This window comes from Lacrimispora sanguinis (genome assembly GCF_044987295.1).
Taxonomy (GTDB): domain Bacteria; phylum Bacillota; class Clostridia; order Lachnospirales; family Lachnospiraceae; genus Lacrimispora; species Lacrimispora celerecrescens_B.
This window is the reverse complement of sequence record NZ_CP173277.1, coordinates 2,285,475-2,303,465: the sequence shown is the minus strand read 5'-3', so window position 1 is coordinate 2,303,465 and position 17,991 is coordinate 2,285,475. Positions and strand designations below refer to the sequence as shown.

The 17,991-nt window shown below is 44.5% G+C and carries 18 protein-coding genes and 1 tRNA gene; 17 read left to right on the top strand and 2 right to left on the bottom strand.

The window, feature by feature from the left end; all coding sequences use genetic code 11:
- Nucleotides 1-17: 17 nt before the first annotated feature.
- The gene (locus ACHZES_RS10705) at nucleotides 18-794 is read left to right on the top strand and encodes a threonine/serine exporter family protein (protein ID WP_154527205.1); all 777 of its coding nucleotides are present in this window, start codon (nucleotides 18-20) and stop codon (nucleotides 792-794) included.
- Nucleotides 788-1,207 carry a threonine/serine exporter family protein gene (locus ACHZES_RS10700; protein ID WP_038281095.1) on the top strand — a complete coding sequence of 140 codons (420 nt, stop codon included), beginning with the start codon at nucleotides 788-790 and terminating at the stop codon, nucleotides 1,205-1,207. Before ACHZES_RS10705 ends, ACHZES_RS10700 begins: the two co-directional genes overlap by 7 nt.
- On the opposite strand, the gene ACHZES_RS10695 is transcribed toward ACHZES_RS10700, so the two are convergent.
- On the bottom strand, nucleotides 1,170-2,135 hold the full coding sequence (locus ACHZES_RS10695; RefSeq protein ID WP_395548012.1) for a DUF5688 family protein: 966 nt from the start codon (nucleotides 2,133-2,135) through the stop codon (nucleotides 1,170-1,172). The two genes, ACHZES_RS10700 and ACHZES_RS10695, sit on opposite strands and share 38 nt — an antisense overlap.
- Before the next feature lie 159 nt (nucleotides 2,136-2,294).
- On the opposite strand from ACHZES_RS10695, the gene ACHZES_RS10690 reads away from it, so the two are divergent.
- On the top strand, nucleotides 2,295-2,543 hold the full coding sequence (locus ACHZES_RS10690; protein ID WP_154527208.1) for a hypothetical protein: 249 nt from the start codon (nucleotides 2,295-2,297) through the stop codon (nucleotides 2,541-2,543).
- 270 nt (nucleotides 2,544-2,813) lie between these two features.
- On the opposite strand, the gene ACHZES_RS10685 is transcribed toward ACHZES_RS10690, so the two are convergent.
- A tRNA-Arg gene (locus ACHZES_RS10685) sits at nucleotides 2,814-2,885 on the bottom strand.
- A gap of 112 nt (nucleotides 2,886-2,997) precedes the next feature.
- Here ACHZES_RS10685 and ACHZES_RS10680 point away from each other — a divergent pair.
- From ACHZES_RS10680 to ACHZES_RS10615, 14 genes are all read left to right on the top strand, one after another.
- Nucleotides 2,998-3,765, top strand: coding sequence for a hypothetical protein (locus ACHZES_RS10680; RefSeq protein ID WP_395548013.1), 768 nt, complete (start codon nucleotides 2,998-3,000; stop codon nucleotides 3,763-3,765).
- Between the two features lie 64 nt (nucleotides 3,766-3,829).
- A complete protein-coding gene (gene queA, locus ACHZES_RS10675; RefSeq protein ID WP_038281037.1) occupies nucleotides 3,830-4,879 on the top strand; it encodes a tRNA preQ1(34) S-adenosylmethionine ribosyltransferase-isomerase QueA in 1,050 nt (349 codons plus the stop codon).
- A 56-nt stretch (nucleotides 4,880-4,935) separates the two neighbouring features.
- Nucleotides 4,936-5,598: a redox-sensing transcriptional repressor Rex gene (locus ACHZES_RS10670; RefSeq protein WP_395548014.1), complete on the top strand. Its 663-nt coding sequence runs from the start codon at nucleotides 4,936-4,938 to the stop codon at nucleotides 5,596-5,598.
- 17 nt (nucleotides 5,599-5,615) lie between these two features.
- Nucleotides 5,616-6,536: a LysR family transcriptional regulator gene (locus ACHZES_RS10665; RefSeq protein WP_154522539.1), complete on the top strand. Its 921-nt coding sequence runs from the start codon at nucleotides 5,616-5,618 to the stop codon at nucleotides 6,534-6,536.
- 124 nt (nucleotides 6,537-6,660) lie between these two features.
- The gene (locus ACHZES_RS10660) at nucleotides 6,661-7,851 is read left to right on the top strand and encodes an iron-containing alcohol dehydrogenase (RefSeq protein ID WP_395548015.1); all 1,191 of its coding nucleotides are present in this window, start codon (nucleotides 6,661-6,663) and stop codon (nucleotides 7,849-7,851) included.
- Nucleotides 7,852-7,865: 14 nt separating this feature from the next.
- Nucleotides 7,866-8,069: a hypothetical protein gene (locus tag ACHZES_RS10655; protein WP_395548016.1), complete on the top strand. Its 204-nt coding sequence runs from the start codon at nucleotides 7,866-7,868 to the stop codon at nucleotides 8,067-8,069.
- Nucleotides 8,044-8,820 (top strand): sirohydrochlorin cobaltochelatase, encoded by a 777-nt coding sequence (locus tag ACHZES_RS10650; protein WP_404820365.1) that lies wholly within the window; start codon nucleotides 8,044-8,046, stop codon nucleotides 8,818-8,820. Before ACHZES_RS10655 ends, ACHZES_RS10650 begins: the two co-directional genes overlap by 26 nt.
- A 32-nt stretch (nucleotides 8,821-8,852) precedes the next feature.
- Complete coding sequence (locus ACHZES_RS10645) at nucleotides 8,853-9,818, top strand: FAD:protein FMN transferase (protein ID WP_395548210.1); 966 nt, start codon at nucleotides 8,853-8,855, stop codon at nucleotides 9,816-9,818.
- Nucleotides 9,819-9,936: 118 nt separating this feature from the next.
- Nucleotides 9,937-10,362: a GtrA family protein gene (locus tag ACHZES_RS10640; RefSeq protein ID WP_038281031.1), complete on the top strand. Its 426-nt coding sequence runs from the start codon at nucleotides 9,937-9,939 to the stop codon at nucleotides 10,360-10,362.
- 15 nt (nucleotides 10,363-10,377) lie between these two features.
- The gene (locus tag ACHZES_RS10635) at nucleotides 10,378-13,263 is read left to right on the top strand and encodes a YfhO family protein (RefSeq protein ID WP_395548018.1); all 2,886 of its coding nucleotides are present in this window, start codon (nucleotides 10,378-10,380) and stop codon (nucleotides 13,261-13,263) included.
- Nucleotides 13,264-13,298: 35 nt separating this feature from the next.
- On the top strand, nucleotides 13,299-14,672 hold the full coding sequence (gene argH / locus ACHZES_RS10630; RefSeq protein ID WP_038281029.1) for an argininosuccinate lyase: 1,374 nt from the start codon (nucleotides 13,299-13,301) through the stop codon (nucleotides 14,670-14,672).
- Nucleotides 14,673-14,899: 227 nt separating this feature from the next.
- Nucleotides 14,900-15,973 carry a TRAP transporter substrate-binding protein gene (gene dctP, locus ACHZES_RS10625; protein WP_038281027.1) on the top strand — a complete coding sequence of 358 codons (1,074 nt, stop codon included), beginning with the start codon at nucleotides 14,900-14,902 and terminating at the stop codon, nucleotides 15,971-15,973.
- A gap of 66 nt (nucleotides 15,974-16,039) precedes the next feature.
- Nucleotides 16,040-16,564 carry a TRAP transporter small permease gene (locus ACHZES_RS10620; RefSeq protein WP_038281026.1) on the top strand — a complete coding sequence of 175 codons (525 nt, stop codon included), beginning with the start codon at nucleotides 16,040-16,042 and terminating at the stop codon, nucleotides 16,562-16,564.
- Nucleotides 16,564-17,856, top strand: a complete 1,293-nt coding sequence (locus ACHZES_RS10615) for a TRAP transporter large permease (protein ID WP_038281024.1) — start codon at nucleotides 16,564-16,566, stop codon at nucleotides 17,854-17,856. Before ACHZES_RS10620 ends, ACHZES_RS10615 begins: the two co-directional genes overlap by 1 nt.
- The last annotated feature ends 135 nt before the right edge of the window (nucleotides 17,857-17,991 follow it).

The window sequence follows — 17,991 nt, the reverse complement described above, 5'->3', positions numbered from 1 at the left end:
ATCAGAGGAATAAGCCTATGAATGATAAGCTGCTTGTGGAAACTGCGGTTCTGGCAGGTGAGATTATGCTGGTAAGCGGTGCGGAAATTTACCGGGTGGAGAATACCATTGACCACATTTTACGTAAGGCAGGCAGGAATACTGCGGAAGCCATTGTTTTTTCAACAGGGATCTTTGCGTCCCTTAATGACCCCGCCATTGAGGCTATAACGGTAGCACGAAGGGTTACGGGAAGATCCACCAACTTAAACAGGGTTTACCTGGTCAATGATGTTTCCAGAATGCTGTGTGAGGACCGCATGACAGTGGAGGAAGCTTACGTAAGACTGACGGATATACGGGATTCAGTTCAATACGGCAGGAGACTAAAGGATATTGGAGTCATGGGCGTGGCAGTATTTTTTACTCTGCTTTTAGGGGGAGGAGCAAGAGACTGCCTGGCGGCAGCTGTGACCGGAATTTCCTTAGCGGCGGCTATGGAGGTTTCCGCAAGAATCAGGCTCAATGATTTCTGCGCTAATGCATTTTGTGCATTTTTAATAGCAATTGCCACCCTTTTTATGGGACAGTGGCTTATACCGGGTATTAAAAGTGATATTATCATTATCGGAGCTATCATGCCTTTGGTTCCCGGTGTTATATTTACCACGGCAATTCGGGATACCTTAAATGGTGATTATGCTTCGGGAACGGCCAGGATCATGGAGGCGGTGGTGATCGCTCTTGCAGTGGCAGCAGGCGTGGGAGCAGGCATGGGCTTATTTCAGTGGCTGACAGGAGGGCTTTCATGGTAGTACAGACGATAGGGGCCTTCCTGGCTGTAATCAGCTTTTCTTTAATATTGGAGCTTCCAAAGAAGCATGTAATTCTGGCGGGAGGAATCGGAGCAGCCAGCTGGCTTGTCTATCTTTTGGTGCATGCATCCTCCGGTTCTGTCATAGCAGCGGCTTTTCTATCCAGTCTGCTGGTGGCATTAACCAGCCATATCTTCGCCCGGATTTTTAAAGCTCCGGTCACGGTGTTCCTGGTGGCAGGCATTCTGCCGTCGGTTCCGGGAACGTCCATTTACCGGAGCGTGTCTTATGTGATTGCAAACAATCCGGATCTTTCCAGCCATTATCTGGTGGAAACGCTTCAGGTTTCGGGTGCCATAGCAATGGCTATTTTTATCATGGATTCTTTGTTCCGATTGGGGCAGAAGAGGTGAATGCAATGGATAGCTTACTGCTGCTTCTGGAATAGAAATAGATGTGGTTGGACAGACGGTCTTCTTCCGGTACCTCTTCCTGGTTAATGGAGAAAACGGTTTCTGCTAATTCATCAAAAGAAATGTCTTTGCTGTATGGAATAATGAGGACTTCGTGAATGCTCGAGGGCAGTATGATCAAATCGCTGCCGCTGCATGATGCGAAGTCTTTTATTATGCCTTCGTAAAGCAGGCAGCCTGCCCCGTTTATTCCAGAGGAATTGGACAGTACGTACATAGGAGGAGACAGGGGCGTGTTATCAAAGATTTCTTCCAGGGAATCTTCGTTTACTCCATGTTCCGACGATTTTTTCACAATATCTTTAATGGCTTCGGGAAGAGAACGGATACGGGCCGGGAAAAGGCGGGGAGTATTTGACTTGGCAGCCAGATATAATTCTTCCGTAGACCGGTTCCAGGCTTTTTGATGTCGGTTGTAGATGAGCGCAGTAAGGAGACTGTCTTCGTCTCTTTGAACGGAAAGGTAGAATGTAATAGAAAGATCCAGCTCCGGATAGGAAATATGGGGGACTTCTTTTAATAGTTCCCGGTTGGCCGGTTCGTTAATAAGCCGGAAGATAACTTTTTCCATAATCTGTTCCTGGGACAGGAATTCTTCTATGGGAAGTTCTGCCGGCAGGGGGCTGCTTTGGTAAAGAGACAGGATGTCATCAAGGATGGCATGAAAAGGCCTGCCCTTTTGGTATGATTCATAGAAATGGTTTAAATAGATGGTGGGGGCTGCCCGTTCGTCGGCCTTCCCGATGCAAAGTCCATGCAGGATAAGTCCGTTGTTCTTGGTGATGGGCTGGAGTGTCAGGGTGAATTCCGGCCCCAGCTTTTCTTTCAGGGAATGTTTGATCGTTTCCAGAAATGTTTCGTATACCATATGGATACCTCCTTATTTTATTTATGTAAACTGCTCAATGCAGAGTTACAACGAGAATAGAATGAAGTGAAACGTAGGTCTTGTGCAGTTACTGGAAATAATTTCCAGCTTCGTAATCATTGAAAGTATATTATAGTTTTAGCACAGGAGGATTGCACTATGACACAACGTGAAGCTTTAAAATGTGAGGATTTGCTATATGAAGCGATCAGAATCGCAGAGCAGTCGAGAGAAGAGTTTGAAACTGTAAAGCAGTGTTTTAAAAATGATGATATGTATGAATGTGAAAGGAATCAGCGAAAATCAGACAGGCATTGGGGATATGCAGAAGGTATTTGTAAGGCATTGAAGGAATTGGGATTTGAACACAGAGAAATGAAGAGACTTCAGGAATTAATCAAGTGGTAAGTTAAATTCAACCATAGTCGTGTTGAGGCGAAGGAGTCTATAAACTTTTCGCTGTTAAAAGTGAAAAGAAAGGGAAGCGTAAAATTAAGGAATATAATGTGGACAACATGAAATACACTGTAAAAGTGGAATACATAATATTACGGCTAATTTTTAGCACAGGAATGAGAATTTAAAAAACTTTGTTTTAAAATGGGATTTATAAATAGAGAGATGGAAGAAAGCCCGTAAATCAAGGGTTTTAGATAAATAAACCAGACAAATAAAAAATGCATCTGATAGGAATCGAACCTACGCACGCGGCTCCGGAGGCCACTGCTCTATCCACTGAGCTACAGATGCATCTTTTACATTCTACTATAGATTGTTTTAAAGCGCAATAGTATTTGTTGATTTTTGTCTGTTTTTTTGTTAGAATGAAAAGGAGATTGATTCTCCAGGAGGTCAAGCCCATATGAAGGACTTAATTGAAAAATGGAAAAAGGTTTCCAAGGAAGAGATCAGACGTTTATTGAAATTTCTGTTTTTTCCCTTGGCAGCGATGATACTGATTTTTGCCGTTATTGTTTTGGATAAGCCCGAAGAGGCAGGAAATGATCCGGCTAATATTTCCGCAGAAGCAGTGGATCCGCCGGCAGGAGAGGCTGAGGGTACGCCATCAGAGTCAGCAAAGGAAGCGGTTACGCTGCAAGAAGAGGCCATACCGGCGATTCATGATCTGATGGAAGCTTACTTTAAAGCCAGGAAGACTTGCGACATAGAGGCTCTTACAAAGGTATTCGGCGATACCTGTTCTGGAGAGGCGTTGAGAGAACAGGAAACCAGAATGGAAGAGGAAGTAAAATTCTACCAGAGTTTTGAAAACCTGGTATGCTATACGGTTCCGGGAGTGGACGATGGCGATTACGTGGTATATGCCAGATTTGATATCAAATTCCGTCAAGCGGAAACTCTAGCGCCCAGCCTGGTTGTATGTTATGTTAAAACAGCAGCAGATGGAAGCTATTATCTGGTTGCAGATACCAGTACAGAACAATCTGAACTTATGGAGAGGGCAAACCAGTCTGAGGCCGTGCAAAAGCTTGCAAAAGAGGTAAACAGCGGTCTTGAGAATGCTTTAAAGTCGGACGAAAATCTTCTGGCTGTTTATCATCTTCTGATGGATGAGAAAGAAGAGCCGGAGGAAACAACTGATTCAAGCAGCCAATCAAACAATACGTAAAACAGATGCTTCTCTGCGTGGCACCCTGCAGAGGAGCATTTTTGATAAAGGAGAAAGCAAGTTTATGAACGTTAGGGACTTTTATTTTGATCTGCCCCAGGAGCTGATTGCCCAGGACCCCCTTGAGGACCGTTCTGCTTCCAGACTTCTGGTCTTAGATAAACATACGGGAGAGATAAAACACAGGCATTTTAGGGATGTCCTTTCCTATTTGAGGAAAGGGGATTGTCTGGTCATTAATGATACTAAGGTCATTCCGGCCAGATTGTTTGGAGTGAAAGAGGGAACGGAAGCAAAGATCGAGATACTCTTATTAAAAAGAAGAGAGAATGATATTTGGGAAACTCTTGTAAAACCAGGAAAAAAGGCAAAGGTTGGAACTGTGATCTCCTTTGGAGATGGCCTGTTAAAAGGTACCGTGATCGATGTGGTAGAAGAAGGTAACCGGTTGATCCAGTTTTCCTATGAGGGAATTTTTGAAGAGATATTGGACCGCTTAGGTCAGATGCCTCTGCCGCCTTATATTACCCACCAGCTAAAGGATAAGAACCGTTATCAGACGGTTTATGCAAAGCATGAGGGATCAGCAGCTGCGCCTACAGCAGGTCTGCACTTTACAAAAGAGCTGTTAGAGGAAATTGTTGCTATGGGGGTAACCATCGCCCATGTGACTCTTCACGTAGGGCTTGGAACCTTTCGGCCGGTGAAGGTAGATGAGATCGAATCCCATCATATGCACTCTGAATTCTATATTATAGAAGAAGAGGAGGCGAAAAAGGTCAATGAGGCGAAGAAAAATGGGGGCCGCATTGTCTGTGTGGGAACGACCAGCTGTCGTACGGTAGAGTCTGCTTCCACGGAGGAAGGCATTTTAAAGGCAGGAAGCGGCTGGACGGAAATCTTCATTTATCCAGGATACCGTTTTAAGATTCTGGATTGTCTTATTACGAATTTCCACTTGCCTGAATCTACGTTGGTAATGTTGGTATCCGCACTTGCCGGGAGGGATCATGTGCTTCATGCCTATGAGGAAGCCATTAAAGAGCGTTACCGTTTCTTTAGCTTTGGGGATGCCATGTTTCTTACAGACCTTCATCATGAAGAAGAGTCTTAAGAACTGAAACGCAAGAGGTTTGAATGTTAAGGGAGAATGGATAGGGGTGCACACTTATGGAAGAGAAAAAAAACATGGTCGGAGGCATATCCAGGAAGTCCCTGGAGCGTCTTCCAATGTATCATCATTATCTGGAACGGAAATACAGAGAAGGAACAGAGACCATATCGGCGCCGGCCATTGCCTTGGATCTGCAGCTTAATGAGGTCCAGGTGCGCAAGGATCTGGCAATGGTGGCCAAAACAGCTGGAAAGCCTAAACTGGGATATGTGGTGAAGGAATTAATCAGAGACATGGAAGAGTTCTTAGGGTTTCATAATACGAACCAGGCGGCTCTGGTAGGAGTCGGATCCCTGGGAAAAGCCTTGCTGTCTTATAAAGGGTTTGAGCAGTACGGAGTGGAGATTGTCCTGGCCTTTGATTCTGATGGAAGAAGAGTGAATACAAAAACAGGAGGCAAGCCGGTTTTTCCCATGGACAAGCTGGAAAACCTCTGCAGGAGAATGAACATTCACATCGGCATCATCACGGTACCGGCGGGATTTGCCCAGGAAGTATGCGACCGTCTGGTAAGCGGCGGTGTAAAGGCCATATGGAACTTTGCTCCCACCCACTTAACCGTACCTGACCATGTTCTGGTGCAGAATGAGAACATGGCTGTGTCACTGGCGGCTCTGTCCAAATATCTATATGAGGCGGACAAGGAAGGCATGCAGTAGACTGAGGAGGAAGATAATTGAATACTGTATTGTTACAATATGCCGTGGAGGTGGAAAAAACAGGCTCCATAACTAAGGCGGCTGCCAACCTTTATATGGACCAGCCTAATTTAAGCAAGGCGATTAAAACGTTGGAAGAAAGCCTTGGCGCACCGATTTTCAGACGTACTTCCAAGGGCGTGGTTCCTACGGCAAGGGGAAGGATTTTTCTGGAGCATGCCAGAAATGTCCTGGACCAGATCGAGAAAATGGAACATTTATATAAACCGGATCAGGTGGGAGGGGTGGAATTTTCCCTTTCCATGCCAAGGGCAAGTTATTTAAGCCTTGCATTTTCTAAGTTTATCCGAAGCCTTGACAAGGAAGAGGGTATGAATGTATGGCTGCGGGAAACAAATTCCGCAGATACCTTAAAGGATGTGGAAACAGGAGAATACAATTTGGGAATCATTCGGTATCAGTCTTCTTCAGAAGGATACTATGCACAGACAGCAGCTGCAAAAGGTCTTCTATTGGAACTGGTTTCGGAATACTCCCTAAGGCTTCTCATGTCCAAAGATCATCCTCTGGCAGGGAAAAAGGAAATTATGGCGGAAGATTTGCTGCCATATATTGAAATTGCTCATGGCGACGGACCATCAGGCCGTCGGGAGAATTATGAAAAGAAAGGAAGAGCTCCGGAATCTCCAAAGCGTGTTTACGTATTTGAGCGGGGAAGCCAGTTCGACCTTTTGGAGGAAGATCCTCACACGTATATGTGGGTCTCACCCATGCCCAAAGAGCTCCTTACAAGGTATGGCCTGGTGGAACGGCAGAGCAAAAAAAAGGCCGGGACATATCGGGATGCGCTGATCTACAGGAAAGGGTATTCTTTTACGACCTGGGATAAAGAGTTTTTAAAACAGCTGGAGGCAGTGAAGAATATTTTTTTAGAATAAGAATGTTAAATATATATCAGTATTTATATACTGATATATATTTTTTTACCTTTGTATTTCATGCCTGTTTGAGCTACAATATAGCTATAGCAAAGAACTGGATACTCACAAGGAGGATTATACGATGGCAAGATTTACATTACCGAGAGACTTATATCACGGAAAAGGCGCCCTGGAAGAGCTTAAAAATATAAAAGGAAAAAAAGCGATCGTGGTTGTCGGCGGCGGCTCCATGAAACGTTTTGGATTTCTTGACAGGGTGGAAACCTGCCTGAAGGAAGCCGGATTGGAAGTAAAGCTGTTTGAGGGCGTAGAGCCGGATCCCAGCGTGGATACGGTGATGAAGGGTGCAGAAATGATGCGGGAATTTGAGCCGGATTGGATCGTTGCAATCGGCGGAGGATCTCCTATTGATGCGGCAAAGGCAATGTGGGCATTTTATGAATATCCTGATACCACATTCGAGGACTTATGCATCCCCTTTAATTTCCCGACTTTAAGAACAAAGGCAAGATTCTGTGCCATTCCGTCTACTTCCGGTACGGCCACCGAGGTAACGGCATTCAGTGTCATTACGGATTATAAAAAGGGAGTGAAATATCCGCTGGCAGATTTCAACATCACACCGGATATCGCAATCGTAGATCCGGACCTGGCTGAGACCATGCCTCAGAAGCTGACCGCCCATACCGGTATGGATGCTCTGACTCATGCGGTGGAAGCTTACGTATCAACCCTCCATTGTGACTACACCGATCCTCTTGCACTTCATGCAATTAAGATGATACATAATGACTTAATTGATTCCTATAACGGGGACAAGGAAGCCCGTGCCCGCATGCATAATGCCCAGTGTCTGGCTGGTATGGCATTTTCTAATGCACTGTTAGGAATTGTTCATTCCATGGCTCATAAAACAGGCGCCGCTTATTCAGGGGGACATATTGTTCATGGCTGTGCAAATGCCATGTACCTGCCAAAGGTAGTTAAATTTAATTCCAAAGTTCCGGAGGCTGCAATGCGTTATGCAGAAATTGCCCGCTTCATTGATCTGAAGGGGAATAATGATGAAGAACTGGTTGATGCATTGATTGCAGAGATCCGTTCCATGAATGAAAAGCTTAATATTCCTGCTAGTATTAAGGAGTATGAAGGCGGAATCATTGACGAAGCAGAGTTCAATGATAAATTAGGGACAGTAGCAGAGCTGGCAGTAGGTGATGCATGCACCGGCTCCAACCCAAGACCGATCACGGCCGCTGAGATGGAGAAACTGTTAACCTGTTGTTACTATGATAAAGAGGTAGATTTTTAAATAATCTCCAGCATATGAATGCAATGTGTGCGGCAGGCGCAGAACCTTTGGTTTTGCGCCTGTTGTGCGTGAAAAGAGGTTTGACAGTAAAGTTCATCTATGATATGGTAATCGGGAAAATAATTGAAGTTCAGACTTACCGAACCATAACAGAAAGCATGGGATATCAGAATGAAGCAGGCAGTTTTAGTAGTGAGTTTTGGAACTACTTATCATGAAAGCAGAATGAAAACCATAGAAGCCATCGAGCAGTCCATAAAGGAAGAGTTTCCTAAGTATGAGCTGCGCCGCGCATTTACAAGCCGGATTATTATTGGAATATTAAAAAAGCGAGACAACATTTATATAGACAGTGTGGCGGAAGCTCTGGAAAAGCTGGCTCTGGAAGGTTTTCAGCGTGTAGTCGTTCAGCCCACTCTTGTGATGGGAGGGGAAGAGAATGATGGCATGATAGCTGCCGTAAAGCAGTATGAGAACCGGTTCCACCGGATCCTGTGGGGAAAGCCGCTGCTTTCGGAGGAAGAGGATTATAAAAGGCTTTGCAGCGTGCTGGCAGAGGACACAAAGGAATATGATCGGGAAGGAACGGAGATCCTATTCATGGGACATGGTACGGTACATGAAGCCAATGAGTGCTATCCGCGCTTGGCGGAGGTTTTTAAGCAGAATGGATACAGCAGGTATCATATAGGAACCGTGGAGGCGGAACCATCCTTTGAAGCTGTGAAAGAAGAGGTGGAAAAAACTGGTTCCGGCCGTATGGTGCTGCAGCCGCTTATGATCGTATCCGGGGATCATGCTCATAATGATATGGCAGGAGAAGGCGAAGAGTCCTGGAAAAGTCAGCTGGAGACTGACGGCTATCAGGTGGTCTGCCGGTTAAAGGGCATGGGAGAACTGGAAGGAGTCCGCAGGATGTTCCTGGATCATGCCAGGGAGGCATGTAAGAAGCTGGAGGACATGGGATGAAGAAAGGGATAGCAGTTGTTTTGATCGCAGGTATGACAGCACTTTTACTTATGGGCTGTGAAAGAAAGGTGGAACCGCTCAGCAAATCCGATTTTATGCTGAACACCTTTGTAACCGTGACTCTTTATGATAAGGATGATCCTAAAATTTTATCGGACTGTCTGGATTTATGCCGATCCTATGAAAATATTTTCAGTAAAACCATTGAGGGCAGTGAAGTGTATAAGTTAAATCACAGGCCTGCCGGTGAAAAGACCGTAACAGTATCTCCGGATGTGGAGGCTCTTATTTCCAAGAGCCTTTATTATTCCCAAAAATCAGATGGGGCTTTTGACATTACTGTGGAGCCCTTATCCTCTCTATGGGATTTTACATCCCCCAACCCGGTTGTACCGCCTGATGCAAAGATCCAGGAGGCCAGGAATAAGGTTGATTACCGGAATTTAACGCTTGAGGGAAATACTCTTACTTTTTTATCTCCGGATACTGCTCTTGATTTTGGGGCAATCGCCAAGGGATATATTGCAGACCGGATGAAGGATTTTCTTTTAGAGCAGGGAGTAACGAGTGCTGTGATTAATCTGGGCGGAAATGTCCTTTGTGTGGGGCAAAAGCCTAATGGCACACCATTTAAAATAGGCCTGCAAAAACCTTACGCAGACCGGAATGAAACCATAGAAACCTTGAATATTAATGACATGTCCGTGGTATCCTCCGGGGTGTATGAGCGGCATTTTGTTAAGGATGGTGTGAACTACCATCATATTTTAAACCCAAGGGATGGATATCCATATGAAAATGGGCTTGTGTCCGTCACTATTTTATCGGAACGGTCCGCTGACGGGGATGCTCTTTCTACCACCTGTTTTTCCCTTGGACTTAATAAGGGAATGGAGCTTTTAGATTCCATGGAAGGCGTGTATGGCGTGTTTATTACGGAGGATTATGAGGTGCATTATTCTCAGGGAGCCAGGGAGTTTCTGGCAGTGAAGCCTTAGAATCCCTTTACAATTTTCTTTCCCTATAATACAATAGAGGAAATACCCTGCGGGTATACCTGTATGCCCAATATACATGGGCGGAAAAGAGGAAAACTAATTTTGCAGGAGAGAAAAGATGATTAGAAAAATCTGGGACAAGGTCATGAACCGGGAAGTCATTTCCTATTTGATATTTGGAGTGCTGACAACCCTGGTTAATTGGGTTGTCTATTGGTTTATGGTGAAGGCCGGCATCGACTACCGGGCCGCTACGGCGGCAGCATGGGTTGTTTCCGTCCTCTTTGCCTTTATAGTAAATAAAATCTTTGTTTTTCAAAGCTATGACCTGCATCTGAGCTTTGTCATGAAGGAGATTCTATCGTTTACCGCATGCAGAGCAGCGTCAGGTGTCATGGAAATGGTTCTTATGGTGATAATGGTTTCCTGGCTCAAAATGGATGAATACGTAAGTAAAATCCTGGTATCCGTGGTCGTAGTCATTGCAAACTATGGATTCAGCAAGGCTTTCATATTCCGGAAGAGAAAGGAAGAACCCCTGTAGAGAGAGGTAAATGAAATGGAACACGATGACGAGATTGAAAAGATATCGAAAGAAATAGAGGATATGCTGCAAATGACATCAGGTGAAAAAGAAATTACAACAGGGGAAAAGGACTTTAAAGAAGGATATGAAGAGAAGAGGGTGACTTACGATCCCCAGGGAGAAAAGGCGGAACAGGAACTTGACCTGGCATCCGCGCCCAGGATACGTCTTGATATACCGGTTGACGGGATGGAGGAGTTATATGACGGGGATATGGATTACGGAGAGGACTTAGAGCAGATAAAAGATTCCGTTCCAGATCAGAATTTCATGGAGGTTCCTGAGGAACCGGAAGATGAGGAAGAATTGGAAATAGGGCAGTTAGAAAGCTTTAAAGAAAGGATCATGGGTAAAAAAGAGAGAAGTTCCGCCAGCCTGGTAAGGCCTTCCGACGGACTCTTAGCTGCATTTTTTGTGCCAATGGTGATCATGGTCATCATATTTGCCCAGCGGGGAATTTTTCCTTTTGGGGAAGAGAGCTTTTTAAGGACTGATATGTATCATCAGTATGCTCCGTTTTTTTCTGAGTTCCGTTACAAACTGACTCACGGCGGAAGCCTTCTGTACAGCTGGGATATCGGTATGGGTGTGAATTTTGCCGCCCTTTATGCCTATTATCTGGCAAGTCCTTTAAACTGGCTGTTGGTACTCTGTCCGAAGAACTACGTCATAGAATTTATGACCTATATGATCGTATTTAAGATCGGTTTAAGCGGTCTTTCCTTTTCCTGGTATCTTCGCAGGCATAGCAAGACCATGGATTTTGGAGTCGCTTTTTTTGGCATTTTCTATGCTCTGTCCGGGTATATGGCAGCTTACAGCTGGAATATTATGTGGCTGGATTGTATTCTTCTATTCCCGCTCATTATGCTTGGCCTTGAGAACCTGGTTAAAGAAAAAAAGTGTTTCTTATACTGTATTACATTGGGATTATCAATTTTATCAAATTATTACATATCCATTATGATATGTATTTTTATGGTGTTTTACTTTATTGCTCTTCTTGTATTAGAAGGCTTGAAGTCATGGAAGGAAATCTTCATTCGTGGAGGATTGTTTGCTCTGTTTTCCCTATTGGCAGGAGGTCTTTCCGCTGTCGTTCTGCTTCCTGAAATTTATGCACTGCAGTCGACCGCTTCGGGAGATTTTAATTTTCCCCAGACCATCAGCTCCTACTTTTCCATATTTGATATGATTGCCAGGCATCTCCCTGCGGTGGAGCCGGAGATCGGGCTGGATCACTGGCCAAATATTTACTGCGGTGTGGCAGTTCTCATGTTCTTCCTTCTTTACCTGGGATGTAAACAGATCAGGCAAAGGGAAAAGATTGTTATGTGTTCCCTGCTGCTGTTTTTCTTTGCCAGCTTTTCCGTTAACACATTGAATTTTATCTGGCATGGGTTTCATTATCCCAACAGCCTGCCATGCAGACAGTCTTTTATTTATATTTTTCTCATGCTGTTTACGTGCTATCAAGCTTATATCCACTTACATGAGATTCCATGGAAGCATGTAGTAATGGCCTTTTTTGCTTCGGTGGTCTTTGTTTTGATGGCGCAGAAGCTTATAACGGATGAGGCCTATCATTTTTCCGTATTTTATGTGGCTATTTTGTTTCTTTCCTTTTATGCCGGCCTTATCAACCTTTATCAGAAGGGGGTCAGCCGGAACGTGCTGGTACTTCTGGCCCTTGGTGTGGTCTCCTTAGAAGCCGCAGTTAATACCACGGTCACCAGTGTGACGACCACCAGCAGGACCAGCTATGTGAAGGATAATAAAGCTTCTACGGAGCTGGCAGAAAGCCTGCTTCCGGGTACCTCTTTTTACAGGATCGAAAAGGTCACCCGAAAAACCAAAAATGACGGAGCCTGGCTGAACTTTCCTACGGTCTCCCTTTTTTCTTCCACCGCCAATGCAGATCTTACGGCATTCTTTAAAAAAATAGGTTGTGAAGGCTCCACCAATGCTTACAGCATTACAGGAAGCACGCCTCTGGTAGATGCCCTTTTTGCGGTAAAATACGGGCTGTACTCGGAAGAAACTGAGTATAATGGCATATCCGAACCGATTGATGCAAAAGATGATATGTATCTACGGGAAAACATCTTTGCCCTGTCTTTGGGCTTTCTGCTGCCTTATGACTTTGAGGATAACTGGCAGCTGGACTTAACAAATCCGGCGGATGTCCAGAATGATTTTTCTGTTGTACTAGGAGGCACCCCGGTACTTTCTGAGATTCCAAGCGAAATCACCGGGAAAAGCTTTACGTTTACACCGGAAACGGATGGAGACTATTATGTGTTTGTCAGCAATAAAAAGGTTGAAAAGGTTAACGCCCAATTGGGTGAAAAGAGCAAAAGCTTTGATAATGTAAGCCGCGGCTATCTGCTGGAACTTGGTTTTTTGAAATCAGGAGAAAAGATTACCCTGCGAAACGATGATAATGATCAGGATCTGGTAGCGGTCGCTTACCGGTTTGAGCCTGAGGGTCTTGAGTCTGTATACAACATTTTAGACAAGAATTCCATGAAGCTTACAAAATGGACAGATACGCAGATCCAGGGAACCGTCACAGCTGATAAAGCCGGCCTGCTGTTTTTAAGCATTCCCTATGACAAGGGCTGGACCGTCAAGGTTGACGGGAAAGTCGTGGAGCCATATAAAATATTTGATACGTTTTTAAGCGTGCATATGACTGCCGGAACCCATGAGATTTCTATGGAATATATGCCAGAGGGACTTAAAACAGGCGGTATCATAACGGCTGGAAGCGTAATCTTTCTGCTGATACTTGCAGGTGTATCTGCAGGAAAAGGGAAAAAGCGCAGACCCATGCGGGTTCATTCTACAGGTGAATAACCGCAGCAATACAAAGGAAAGGAGAATTCTAAATTATGAAACTATGGGGCGGACGCTTCACAAAAGAAACCAATCAGCTGGTTCACAATTTTAATGCATCCATATCATTTGACCAAAAATTCTATCATCAGGATATTGAGGGAAGCATTGCCCATGTGAAGATGCTGGCAAAACAAGGGCTTCTTACGGAGGAAGACAGAGATAAGATCGTAAAAGGTCTTACAGAGATCCGGGAGGATTTAGAAAGCGGGGCCCTGGTAATAACGGGGGAGCATGAAGACATCCATTCTTTCGTGGAAGCTGTTTTAACGGAACGGATCGGGGAGGCCGGAAAGCGCCTTCATACCGGACGGAGCCGCAATGACCAGGTGGCTCTTGACATGAGGCTGTATACCAGAGACGAGATTGATGAACTGAACATTTTGGTGGAAGGGCTTCTTGCGGAGTTATTAACGCTTATGGAAGAAAATCTGGATACCTATATGCCTGGATTTACCCATTTGCAAAAAGCGCAGCCTATCACTCTGGCTCACCACTTAGGTGCTTACTTTGAAATGTTTGACAGGGACCATTCCCGCCTTCATGATATTAAAAAAAGGATGAACTACTGTCCCCTTGGTTCCGGCGCCCTGGCCGGAACTACTTATCCTCTGGATCGGGAATATACGGCAGAGCTTTTAGGTTTTGAAGGACCGACTCTTAACAGCATGGATTCTGTGGCCGACCGGGATTACTTAATCGAGCTTTTAAGTGCTTTATCGACCATTGCCATGCATTTAAGCAGATTCTGTGAAGAGATTATTATCTGGAACACCAATGAATACCGTTTTGTGGAAATTGATGATTCCTACAGCACCGGAAGCAGCATTATGCCTCAGAAGAAGAACCCGGACATTGCGGAATTGATCCGGGGAAAGACAGGCAGGGTTTACGGCGCACTGGTGTCTCTCTTGACTACCATGAAGGGAATTCCCCTTGCCTACAACAAGGATATGCAAGAGGATAAAGAACTGGCTTTTGACGCCATTGATACGGTAAAGGGCTGCCTTGCATTGTTTACCGGAATGATTTCCACTATGACCTTCCGAAAGGATGTGATGGAAGCCAGCGCAAAGAACGGCTTTACCAATGCAACGGATGCGGCTGATTATCTGGTTAACCATGGAGTGGCCTTCCGGGATGCCCATGGGATCGTAGGACAGCTTGTACTTTTCTGTATTGAAAAGGGCATTGCCCTGGATGATATGAGTCTGGAAGAATATAAGGCCATCAGTCCAGTGTTTGAGGAAGATATATATGAGGCGATCAGCTTAAAGACCTGTGTGGAAAAGAGGATGACGATTGGAGCACCAGGTCAGGAAGCCATGAAAAAGGTTATAGAAATTTATAAGAAAAAACTTGAAAAATAAATAAAAAAATGCTGAAAAGGAAGCGCTGCACCATGACGAAAGAACAGTCATGGGCGGTGCTTCTTTTTTTTCTCGTACCAAAGAGAAATAGAATTATGTTAATTTAGTGTAAAGATATATGCTGTTTCCGTTAAGAAGATGTTAAAATTATACTAGGATTCATAAAAATTTACGGTAGTAACTGATGTCCTCCTATGTTAATATGAAAAAAAAGGAGGGTTTCAAACATGAAAAAAAGAAGTTTAAGTGTCTTAATGTTAGCTGCGCTTGCAGCTGTATCTTTGACAGCATGTGGTGGTTCTGCTAAAAATACTGCAACTACTGGGGCGACTGTTGGAGAAACACAAAAAGGGGAAGAATCCAAGGAGGTTGCTTCTGAAGATCCACAGGTTACATTGGTGTATGCTGAGGTTAATCCCCTGGATACTATCGTAGGAAAAACGGATCAGGCATTTAAGGATAAAGTTGAAGAACTGTCCGGCGGATCCATCAAGATTGACCTTCAGGCCAGCGGTGTTCTGGGAGCGGAAAATGACGTTCTTGATACCATGCTTGGCGGTGGCGGTACCATCGATATGTCCCGAATCTCCGCATTTGCTCTGACCAGCTATGGTGCTACCAAATCCAAGCTGCTGTCTATTCCTTATACATTTGCAGGCCGGGATCACTACTGGAAATTCGTAGACAGTGATCTGGCTCCAGAATTCTTAATGGAACCGCATGATCTGCAGTTGGGCGTAAGAGGTCTTTTTTATGGAGAAGAGGGCTTCCGTCATTTCTTCTCAAAGAATCCGGTAAATGGCATGGAAGATTTAAAGGGAATGAAGATCCGTGTATCAAGTGACCCGGTTATGACTGGTATGGTAAGCGCATTGGGTGCAAATCCGACCGTAGTAAGCATGAACGAGCTTTATTCAGCTCTTCAGACAGGTGTTGTTGATGCTGCTGAGCAGCCAATTGCAAACTATAAAGGCAATGCATTCCAGGAAGTTGCTCCAAATCTGATTCTTGATGGACATACCCTTGGAGCCATTCAGGTTATTATCACTGATGAATCATGGGATAAGCTGACCGAGAACCAGCAGAAGGCTATGACCGAGGCAGCTAAATACGCATCAGACTTTAACAAAAAGCTTTCCCAGGATGCAGAAACTGAAGTACTGGATGAGCTGAAAGCAGCAGGAGTCAACGTGGTTGAAGTTACTGACATTACTCCATGGCAGGAAGCTTGCAAGGATGTTATTACTGAGAATACAAAGGAGAACGCAGACCTTTATCAGCAGATCCTTGATATGAAATAATCAGTTTTATAAGGAGGGCACGGAAGCCTAGACTTCTGTGCCCTGATCATTAGAAAGGGGATCTTTATGCCAGAAATATTTAAAAAGATTGATAAAATAAAGCCGGCTTATGATATAACCTATAATTTTGTTATGTTAGTCTGTAAGCTGCTATTGATCGGGGATGTTTTAATAACCAGTATGTCGGTTGCGGGCCGATATATTTCATTTATACCTGATCCGGCATGGAGCGAGGAGATTGTTCTGACCTTTATGTGTTACATGGCGGTTCTTTCCGCGGCTCTTGCTATCCGGAAAGGCTCCCATATCCGTATGACAGCATTTGACGCTTATCTGCCAAAGAATATGATTAAAGCTCTGGATATTCTGGCGGATTTGGCTATCTTCGCTCTGGCGGTTATCATGTTAACGGTGGGCTGGAAATATGCTACCGGTATCGGATCCAAGGGATTTTATACCAGCATGCCATGGCTTTCCAGATTCTGGATGTATTTCCCGGTACCTCTGGCAGGTGCGGCCATGATTATTTTTGAAACAGAGTCTTTGTATAACCATATAAAAAGTTTTTATGTAAAGGAGGGAAATCTGTGATGAGTGGTAATATCGTAATCCTGATCTTACTGGGAAGCTTTTTCTTAATGGTTCTGCTTCGGTTTCCCATTGCTTATGCGGTAGCTCTTTCAGCCGTGTTCTGCCTGCTTTCCCAAGGCAAATCCTTCACCATTATCTGTCAGCAGATGGTAAAGGGAATCAGTTCCTTCAGCCTGATGGCAGTACCGTTTTTTATTACCATGGGAGTATTAATGGGCTCCGGCGGTATTTCTGAAAAGCTGATTGCTTTAGCCAATGCCTGTGTCGGCTGGATGCGAGGCGGTATGGCTATGGTTAATATCGTTGCTTCTTATTTCTTTGGAGGAATTTCCGGTTCCGCAGCAGCTGATACTGCTTCTTTAGGATCTATTCTGATCCCTATGATGGTAGAACAGGGCTATGACGATGATTTTTCAACGGCTGTAACCATTACCTCCTCTTGTGAGGGACTTCTGGTACCGCCTAGTCACAACATGGTTATTTATGCGACTACGGCAGGCGGAATCTCCGTTGGAAGCTTGTTCCTGGCCGGTTATATACCGGGAGCACTTCTTGCACTGTCTCTTATGGTCGGTTCTTATATTATCTCAGTAAAAAGAAACTATCCTAAGGGAGATAAGTTCAGCGTTAAGAATCTTGTGAAACAGCTTGGAATTTCCTTCTGGGCTTTGGCAGCCGTATTGATCGTTGTATTTGGTGTAGTAGGCGGCGTATTTACAGCAACAGAATCTGCAGCCATTGCAGTTATTTATAGTTTAATCGTCAGCGTATTTATTTACAAAGGCCTGGATTGGAAGGGCGTATGGAAGGTTATGGAGGATTGTGTCAATACTCTTGCCATTGTGCTTATTCTGATTGCAACCTCTAATGTATTTGGTTACTGTCTGACCACTCTGCATGTTCCGGATCTGGCAGCAAGTGCCATTACTGGAATAACCGACAATCCAATTATCCTGGCATTGCTTTTGAACCTGATCCTTCTGATCTTAGGTTGTATTATGGACATGTCTCCGATTATACTGATTGCAACTCCTATTTTACTGCCTATTGCAACTTCCATTGGTATTGATCCGGTTCAGTTCGGTATTATCGTGGTGTTGAACTGCGGTATCGGTCTTCTGACTCCTCCGGTAGGCGCCGTATTATTTATTGGTTCTGCGGTGGCGAAACTTCCGATGGAGAAAGTGGTTAAGGCGACACTTCCGTTTTATCTTTGTATGATTATCACGCTCCTGTTGATCACCTTTATACCGGCCATCAGTTTGGGGCTGCCGGCACTGTTAATTAAATAACGATCCTGCACCTGCCCTGTGGGCAATGGTATTATGATCCGATAAACAGGTTATGGAATCAGGCATTCATTTCGATTAGTGCCTGATTCCTTTTTTTAAAAGAATTACTCTAGGGGTATACTTTTATCATGAAAG

What these genes read in the sequence shown, in the direction of transcription:
- ACHZES_RS10660 (WP_395548015.1), top strand. Translation starts at nt 6,661, where the DNA reads ATGGCAAGATTTACATTACCGAGAGACTTATATCACGGAAAAGGCGCC.
- queA (WP_038281037.1), top strand. Translation starts at nt 3,830, where the DNA reads ATGAACGTTAGGGACTTTTATTTTGATCTGCCCCAGGAGCTGATTGCC.
- argH (WP_038281029.1), top strand. Translation starts at nt 13,299, where the DNA reads ATGAAACTATGGGGCGGACGCTTCACAAAAGAAACCAATCAGCTGGTT.
- ACHZES_RS10645 (WP_395548210.1), top strand. Translation starts at nt 8,853, where the DNA reads ATGACAGCACTTTTACTTATGGGCTGTGAAAGAAAGGTGGAACCGCTC.
- ACHZES_RS10620 (WP_038281026.1), top strand. Translation starts at nt 16,040, where the DNA reads ATGCCAGAAATATTTAAAAAGATTGATAAAATAAAGCCGGCTTATGAT.
- dctP (WP_038281027.1), top strand. Translation starts at nt 14,900, where the DNA reads ATGAAAAAAAGAAGTTTAAGTGTCTTAATGTTAGCTGCGCTTGCAGCT.
- ACHZES_RS10655 (WP_395548016.1), top strand. Translation starts at nt 7,866, where the DNA reads ATGAATGCAATGTGTGCGGCAGGCGCAGAACCTTTGGTTTTGCGCCTG.
- ACHZES_RS10705 (WP_154527205.1), top strand. Translation starts at nt 18, where the DNA reads ATGAATGATAAGCTGCTTGTGGAAACTGCGGTTCTGGCAGGTGAGATT.
- ACHZES_RS10640 (WP_038281031.1), top strand. Translation starts at nt 9,937, where the DNA reads ATGATTAGAAAAATCTGGGACAAGGTCATGAACCGGGAAGTCATTTCC.
- ACHZES_RS10690 (WP_154527208.1), top strand. Translation starts at nt 2,295, where the DNA reads ATGACACAACGTGAAGCTTTAAAATGTGAGGATTTGCTATATGAAGCG.
- ACHZES_RS10670 (WP_395548014.1), top strand. Translation starts at nt 4,936, where the DNA reads ATGGAAGAGAAAAAAAACATGGTCGGAGGCATATCCAGGAAGTCCCTG.
- ACHZES_RS10635 (WP_395548018.1), top strand. Translation starts at nt 10,378, where the DNA reads ATGGAACACGATGACGAGATTGAAAAGATATCGAAAGAAATAGAGGAT.
- ACHZES_RS10615 (WP_038281024.1), top strand. Translation starts at nt 16,564, where the DNA reads ATGAGTGGTAATATCGTAATCCTGATCTTACTGGGAAGCTTTTTCTTA.
- ACHZES_RS10680 (WP_395548013.1), top strand. Translation starts at nt 2,998, where the DNA reads ATGAAGGACTTAATTGAAAAATGGAAAAAGGTTTCCAAGGAAGAGATC.
- ACHZES_RS10695 (WP_395548012.1), bottom strand. Translation starts at nt 2,135, where the DNA reads ATGGTATACGAAACATTTCTGGAAACGATCAAACATTCCCTGAAAGAA.
- ACHZES_RS10700 (WP_038281095.1), top strand. Translation starts at nt 788, where the DNA reads ATGGTAGTACAGACGATAGGGGCCTTCCTGGCTGTAATCAGCTTTTCT.